The sequence below is a fragment of the Pseudoalteromonas sp. SWN166 genome (assembly GCF_015864485.1).
Classification (GTDB): domain Bacteria; phylum Pseudomonadota; class Gammaproteobacteria; order Enterobacterales; family Alteromonadaceae; genus Pseudoalteromonas.
This window is the reverse complement of the sequence record NZ_JADYXB010000026.1, coordinates 47,827-55,182: the sequence shown is the minus strand read 5'-3', so window position 1 is coordinate 55,182 and position 7,356 is coordinate 47,827. Positions and strand designations below refer to the sequence as shown.

The 7,356-nt window shown below is 38.9% G+C and carries 7 protein-coding genes; 1 reads left to right on the top strand and 6 read right to left on the bottom strand.

Annotated features, from left to right (window positions below; all coding sequences use genetic code 11):
* The first annotated feature begins 160 nt into the window (after positions 1-160).
* Entirely contained in the window at positions 161-595 is a 435-nt protein-coding gene (locus I6F49_RS14740) for a YqaA family protein (protein WP_197181157.1), read from the top strand.
* A gap of 16 nt (positions 596-611) precedes the next feature.
* Here I6F49_RS14740 and folX read toward each other — a convergent pair whose 3' ends face one another.
* The 6 genes from folX to I6F49_RS14710 form a co-directional block, all read right to left on the bottom strand.
* Positions 612-968 carry a dihydroneopterin triphosphate 2'-epimerase gene (gene folX, locus I6F49_RS14735; RefSeq protein WP_007377309.1) on the bottom strand — a complete coding sequence of 119 codons (357 nt, stop codon included), beginning with the start codon at positions 966-968 and terminating at the stop codon, positions 612-614.
* 3 nt (positions 969-971) lie between these two features.
* Positions 972-1,526: a GTP cyclohydrolase I FolE gene (gene folE, locus I6F49_RS14730; RefSeq protein WP_024598803.1), complete on the bottom strand. Its 555-nt coding sequence runs from the start codon at positions 1,524-1,526 to the stop codon at positions 972-974.
* A 22-nt stretch (positions 1,527-1,548) separates the two neighbouring features.
* The gene (gene folM / locus I6F49_RS14725; RefSeq protein ID WP_197181156.1) at positions 1,549-2,268 is read right to left on the bottom strand and encodes a dihydromonapterin reductase; all 720 of its coding nucleotides are present in this window, start codon (positions 2,266-2,268) and stop codon (positions 1,549-1,551) included.
* Positions 2,269-2,409: 141 nt separating this feature from the next.
* The gene (gene nadE, locus I6F49_RS14720; protein WP_166419546.1) at positions 2,410-3,240 is read right to left on the bottom strand and encodes an ammonia-dependent NAD(+) synthetase; all 831 of its coding nucleotides are present in this window, start codon (positions 3,238-3,240) and stop codon (positions 2,410-2,412) included.
* Between the two features lie 68 nt (positions 3,241-3,308).
* Positions 3,309-3,938 carry a YceH family protein gene (locus I6F49_RS14715; protein WP_197181155.1) on the bottom strand — a complete coding sequence of 210 codons (630 nt, stop codon included), beginning with the start codon at positions 3,936-3,938 and terminating at the stop codon, positions 3,309-3,311.
* A 43-nt stretch (positions 3,939-3,981) separates the two neighbouring features.
* Positions 3,982-7,341, bottom strand: a complete 3,360-nt coding sequence (locus tag I6F49_RS14710; RefSeq protein WP_197181154.1) for an ATP-binding protein — start codon at positions 7,339-7,341, stop codon at positions 3,982-3,984.
* Between the last annotated feature and the right edge of the window lie 15 nt (positions 7,342-7,356).

The window sequence follows — 7,356 nt, the reverse complement described above, 5'->3', positions numbered from 1 at the left end:
GAGAACGAGTGAAACGTTATATTCTTCCAGAAAAAAGAAAACGGCCCAAAAGTAGGACCGTTCGAATTTCAAAAACTCGGTACACCATTAAGTCAAAACATGCTTAACTGAATGGTGTTAAGCTATAGGCTGGGTTTTTACGTTTAGCCATAAGGGCATTATGCTTTATCTCACGTTATTTATTAGCGCATTTATATCTGCCACATTACTGCCTAGCTCTTCTGAGGTGATAATGGTGGGGATGATTGCACAAGGTAAAGTTAATTTATGGCTTATGTGGTGCGTAGCAACGCTTGGAAATGTACTGGGAAGCTGTGTTAATTATTGGTTAGGTACACAAGTACTGCGTTTTAAAGATAAAAAATGGTTTCCGGTATCGCAAAAAGGGCTTGATAACGCACAAAAGCAATTTAATAAATACGGTGTGTATAGTTTGTTGTTTGCTTGGCTGCCAGTTGTGGGAGACCCATTAACGGTGATTGGAGGCATATTTAAAGTGCGATTTAGTACCTTTTTACTGTTAGTAACACTAGGCAAAGGCGCTCGCTATTTAGCGGTTATCGCCCTTGCCGTAGGATTCGAAAAGCTTTTTTAAATAAGTTTTTAAGACCTTATTTTGCCCAATCAAGCGTTAACGACACCGAGTCGGCAAAACGCAGTGCATGCGGTTTATCTACACGTGCTTTAGCGTAATGAACACTTGGGTGTGAGTGACAAACGGCAAGAATTTCAGCCACTAATTTTTCGAGCAATAAAAAGTGCCCTTGCTCTACTAAGCTAATTACTTCTTTAGTGATCACTTTGTAGTTAAGTGCTTGGTCTACTTCATCCGTTTTACAGGCGTCATCAGCAGGGTAATGAATTTCTAGATTGATCACTACATCTTGCTTTTTTTCACGCTCATCGGGGTTAAAGCCAATAAACGTACGCAGGCGTAAATTAGTAACGTTAATAATTGCATTAGCCATAGGTTAACCCTTAATAAGCTGCAAAAATTCGTTACGTGTTTTAGGGTCGCTTCTAAAATTACCTAACATTACTGATGTACGCATGCTTGAATTTTGTTTTTCTACACCACGCATCATCATACACATGTGTTTTGCTTCAACAATAACGCCCACACCTTTAGCGCCAGTAACTTCTTCAACCGCTTTAGCGATTTGATGCGTTAACTGTTCTTGAATTTGAAAGCGACGTGAAAACATATCAACAATACGTGCAAATTTAGATAAGCCTAATACTTTACCATTTGGAATATAAGCAATGTGGCAACGGCCAATAAATGGCAGCAAATGATGCTCACACATAGAGTAAAGCTCTATGTCTTGCACTAAAACCATATCGTCAGCATCAGACGTAAATACCGCTTTGTTGGTTATCTCATCAAGTGTTTGGCGATACCCTTGCGTTAAATATTCCATTGCTTTTGCGGCACGTTTTGGCGTATCAAGTAAACCTTCGCGGTTAGCATCTTCACCTACAGCAGTAATTATTTTTTGGTAACTTTCTTTTAATTCGTCATGCATAAGTTTCTCAGTCTAGTGTGTTCTACTTTAAATGGCGCCCGCCATCAACAGGCAAGGAGCGCCCTGTGATGTAGTGGCTCTGTAATAGTAAATCAATGCTATTGATAATTTCTTGGCATCCGGGTTCAATGCCCATTAATGATTTTTTAAGGGTTTTAGCTCGATATTGCTCATCGTCATGTTCATTAAAAATAATGAGCGACGGGGCAACCGAGTTTACCTTTATATTTGGTGCATATTTAGCGCTGAACGATTTAGTTAGGTTATCGAGTGCCGCTTTACTTGCTGCATAAGCTAAGTGTTTAGGGCTGCCTGTTTCAACTACATAATCGGTAAGATGAATTATATCAGCAGGTGCTTTGACACTTTGTTGATAGTTTAAAAGCAGCTCAGCGCACATTAAATTAATTAAATACGGTGTTTTAGCATGTATACGCATCATGTTATCAAACAGTGATGCAAAGTCAGGATTGTTAGCTTCGCAGTCCCAGCTTGATGCATTGTGAACAATAGCGCGCAGCGATGTTGTGTGCTCTTTAAGCGTATTTATAAATGCACTTATACCGTCGTCGGTACTAAAGTCGGCATAGATACACACAGCGCCTTGTTGCTCTAGTGTATCAACAGCGTTGTGGCGAGTACGATACGTAATAATAACAGCCTGCCCTTGAGCTATATAGTGCTGAGCAAGTGCTAAACCAATGCGTTGGCCTGCGCCGGTAATTAAAGTGGGCGATGTCATATAAGGCTGTGTTCTCTTTGGCGGGTCATTAATAAATATTAGCGTGTTAATTTAGTAAAATATACGCAGTTTATTAGTCTGTCGATCAAAAAAGCAATTAATCCTCAAAGGCGTTAATTGCTTTATTTTATTTACTAAACATTAATCGTAAATTGTCGGAATGGGTTGGCGCTTGTGTTGTGTACGCGTGTAAATGCTTACAAGCTTTTGTTCAACATCACTAGACACAGATTTACCTTCTAAAAAGTCATCAATTTGCTCATAGCTTAAACCAAGTGCTTCTTCATCCGTTAAGCCTGGGCGGTCACTTTCTAAATCAGCTGTGGGTGCTTTATCTACTAACAAAGCTGGGGCACCTAATGCAGTAGCAAGAGCACGAACTTGACGTTTTGATAAACCAAATAGCGGAGCTAAATCGCACGCGCCGTCACCAAATTTAGTATAAAAACCAGTAATATTTTCAGCACTATGATCGGTACCTACTACTAAGCCTTGGCAAAAACCTGCAATTTCGTATTGAGCAACCATACGTTGGCGTGCTTTAACATTACCTTTAATAAAGTCTATTTGAGCTTGCTCAGGCAGAGCCTCACCGCAGCCAACTACCGCAGCTATTGCTTGCTCATGTAATGCATCAGCGGCAGGTTGTACGTTAACGGTCATACGTTTACTTGGCTGAATAAAATCAACGGCCATTTGTGCTTCGTCTTCATCAGCTTGTACGCCATAAGGTAAGCGCACAGCAATAAATTGGTATTTGTCAGTATCGTGTTCTTTATTTAGTTCGTTTACGGCAAGTTGACATAAGCGGCCGCAAGTTGATGAGTCAACACCACCGCTAATACCCAATATTAGGGATCGCGAATGAGCTGCTACTAAACGTGCTTTAATAAAAGCAACCCGACGAGTTATCTCAGCATTTACATCAATCGTTGGCTGTACTTTCATTTCAGCCATAATTTCGGCGCGCATTGCCAGCTCCTTATAAAATTTAATATGTGATACGCAATAAACTTATTATGTGATTTAGTCTTAATTAATTAAAGTTTTAAATGAGCTTTTATTTTGCGAAGCTCTGCTTTTAATTCTTCTACTTCTGCTAATAAATCACTCAGCTCTTTATCTTTAATTACTTCGCTTGGTAGAGCAACAAAGGCATCGGCGGGATTATTTCGTTGTTCGCCAAATAAATGAATGTATCGGCTGTCGCGCTTACCTGCTTCTCGTTCTAATTTACGCGCGTACTCGCTTTCAATCAGTTTATTGAGCGCTGTTTCTACTTCATTTACGTTATTAAAATCAGCAAGCCTAGCACTGCGGGTTCTTAATTCACCTGGGGTTTGGGCGCCACGTAAAAGCAATAAACAGACAATGGCACGTTGCTGAGCAGAAAATTGCAGATTACTAAACTCAGTATTGCAAAAGCGGTGATCATATTTATTTACGCGACCAGAAAGGCCTTCATCTATGGTAACCAAACGCATTTCTATTAGTTCATCGAGTGCATTTTGCACGTCTTCATCTGTAAGGTTTAATACAGGATCGCGATTAGACTTTTGGTTACATGCATTCACTAACCCATTTAACGATAGCGGATAGTGCTCTGGGGTTGTGCTTTGTTTTTCTAATAAGCAACCAAGAATACGTTGTTGATTTGCTGATAACTGCATAAATAATCTCAAATTAGTAAGCGTATTTTATTAGCTTACACCTTTATTGAGTGCCAAGCCATTGTTGAAGCTTTGGTTGTAATGCCGCTAAATCGAGTGGCTTGCTTAAATAGTCGTTCATGCCTGCAGCTAGGCATTTTTCTTTATCACCCTGCATGGCATTGGCTGTAAGTGCAATAATAGTAATGTTTTCATTATCTTTGCCCGCATCACCTTCTCTAATGGCTTTAGTGGCTTGGTAGCCGTCCATTTCAGGCATTTGGCAATCCATTAAAATGAGCTTATATGGCTTACCTTGTTTTGCATTGAGTTTTACAATTGCCTCAAGCCCATTTTCAGCAATATCAAAAGTCACACCAGCTTGTTTTAATAGCGCCGAAGCAACCACTTGGTTTATTTTATTGTCTTCAACGAGCAGTAATTGTGGCTCTGATGAATCAAGTACCGGTGCTTTAGTTAGCTTGTTTTGCAGCTGTGCTTGTTGCTGCTGTTGCTCAATGTATTTATCGTTTGTGAGTGAGTCAAACAAGTCAGAAGGGGTCAGTGGTTTGAAAATCATACAGTCGACTTCCATACCTACTTTAGACTCCTCAGGTGAATAACTCATTGGAGCCATAATAACTAACTTGCAACTGTGCATATTTATAAAGTTTTTAAGCGCGTTCATGTCCGTTTGCGGCGCTTTTTCAAAAAAGTAGTAATCAACTAAAATAGCTTCAGGGTGGGTGGTTACATTATTTAAATAATCAGCAATCTCAAGATAGTCATGTATGCAATTAACCTTTGCACCCCATACAGTAAGTTGTTTTCTGGCTGTATTTGCATTTAATGAACACTCATCAATAATTAAAATATGTTTGTTTTTAATTAAATGACTCGGTAAATCTTGTTCTTTACTCAAGCGAGGTTGTATTTGTATTATGAACGAGAACGTACTTCCTTCACCTTGCATGCTGTTTACGCTTACTTCACCGTTCATCAGCTCACACAACTGTTTTACTATGGCAAGTCCAAGCCCTGTGCCACCAAATTGGCGTGTTGTTGAAGCATCGGCTTGTGTGAATGAGTCAAATAACGACGCTTGTTTTTTAGGGTCAATACCAATACCCGTATCAATAATCGAACATTGTAGGAACGAGCCATCCGTTGTTTCATCTACTCTGGCGGTAATAACTACTTCGCCATCAATAGTAAATTTAACCGCGTTGCCAATTAGGTTATTTAAAATTTGGCGCAAGCGGTTAGGGTCACTAATTATTTCGCTAACTGTAATTTGAGTGGCATCTAAAATAAGTTTTGTATTATTTTGCTCTACTTTTAAGGCAAACGATTCAACTACTTCTCCTAATAACCGAGGTAAGTTAAATTGCACGTTTTCAATATCGAGCTTACCAGCTTCAATTTTAGAAAAATCTAATATGTCGTTAATTATATTAAGTAAAGATTGAGCAGATGATTGAGCAAGTTCAATATGGTGCTTTTGCTGAAGATCTAATTGAGTTTGCTTAATTATATTAAGCATACCGAGAACCCCGTTCATTGGGGTACGAATTTCATGACTCATACTTGCCAAAAATTCACTTTTAGCTTCAACAGCTTGCTCTGCTGCTTCTTTAGCGGTAACGAGTTGTTGCTCGGTTTCAATACGTTTTTGGCTTGAGTACAAACTGCCAATAAGTGCTGCGACGGCAATTAAAAAGCTCTCTTCGTTACGAGACCAATTTCTAGGTGACTGACATTGCTCTGCGCATACAACACCCAAAGCTCCACTACCGGCTGGGATAACCACGCATAACATGGCTTGAATTTCTAAAGGGTTTAAATAGTGTGCTTTTAGAGGCGTTAAAACCGGGTGATTTAGTGCATCTGGAGCATTAAATACAGCTTGGTGATCAATGGTATTAAAAAAGTCTTTAGCATTTCTTCTTAGCCAAATAGGGTCTACGGTGTCGCTTGATAATTGATTGCTGTGAACTGCAAACGGATTTAGTTGACTCTTATCTTCATTAAAAAACCAAATGCTGGCACGTTTAACGTCAAATGCTTGGCAAATCGATTGTGTGATTACGTCTTTAGATTGGCTTAGTTGTCCGTTTAATATGAGTTTATTAACGGTTAGCGATGCGAGTATTTCATTGTGCAGTGCAACTTTATTGCTTTCTAATTCAATTTTTTTACGGGTATCAATATTTTGCAATGATCCAAAGATACGAATGCTACGGCCATTCTTTCGCTCCACTTCGCCATGCGCGAGTACCCATATAGTTTTATTTTCAGCGTTAATAACTTCAAGTTCAACTTCATAACTTTCACCAAACTTTATAGCTCGTTCAATTAACCCGGCTATTTTTTTTCGGCTTTCACCTTCTTTAAAATAGCCTAAATCACTTGGCCATTCAGGTTGTGTATCTAGTGAGTATTTAAATATTTTTTTGGTCATATCAGACCAATATATTTGCTTGTTTTCTAGATTAAATGACCAAGCCCCAATTTGAGCTAAGTCACTCATTGCTTCAAGCATTTTTTCGTTTTGCTGTTGGCGATCAAGCATTTTTAAAAAGAATAAAAAGGCCCAAATTAATAACCCGCAAATAATAATAATCGATAAACGAAGTTGCCATATAGCTGAGTTAGGAGGGCTCCAACCTATTTTAGGTGCAACATAAAGCTGCCAATTCCCACCTTGAAAATTTAAGGTGAATTCTAGTGGGTCTTGATCTGTTATGTTTTGATCACCATAAAAAAACTCCCCTTTTTTGCCTAGCCCATGTCTGCCTTGTAAAGCGACGTTGTATTCTTTTTCGAGCTCATAAATACCTGAATTTTTATAGACTTTATCAATATTAAGAACAACTGAGAGTAATCCCCAAAAGCGATTATCTGGCGGTACGTAAACAGGCACTCGGGCAATAAGTGCAATGTCACCTTGGATTAATTTTAATGGGCCAGCCATTACAATGGTATTTGTATCGCGTGCTCTAATTGCATCAAGGCGTTGGTTTTTTTCTTCTAAAAAGTTTAAACCGAGCGATTTTTCGTTACCTTTTAAAGGGTAAGTCATGCGAATTACCATATCGGGAGCGCCACCAATATTACGTAGCTCATTTGAGGTTTTAAATAGTGGCTTTGCAATTTGTTCGAATTGGGTTTGTTGTAAATCAGGCTGTGCTGCAACGGCAACACCTAAACCTCGAACCAATTGAATATTAGACACTAAAATAGATTCTAATTGAGCACGATAGGTACTTACTTCAGAGAGTATTTGTAAGCGGTGAGCATCTTTTACACGATTATAGTTAATACGATCAAGAACAACACCAACTAGTACCGTTAGCGTAAGCGATAACCAAAAGGTTAGCTTAAAGTTATGAACATTCGTTTTGTTGTTATTAGACGGTGGCATTAGCTACATCGTGGC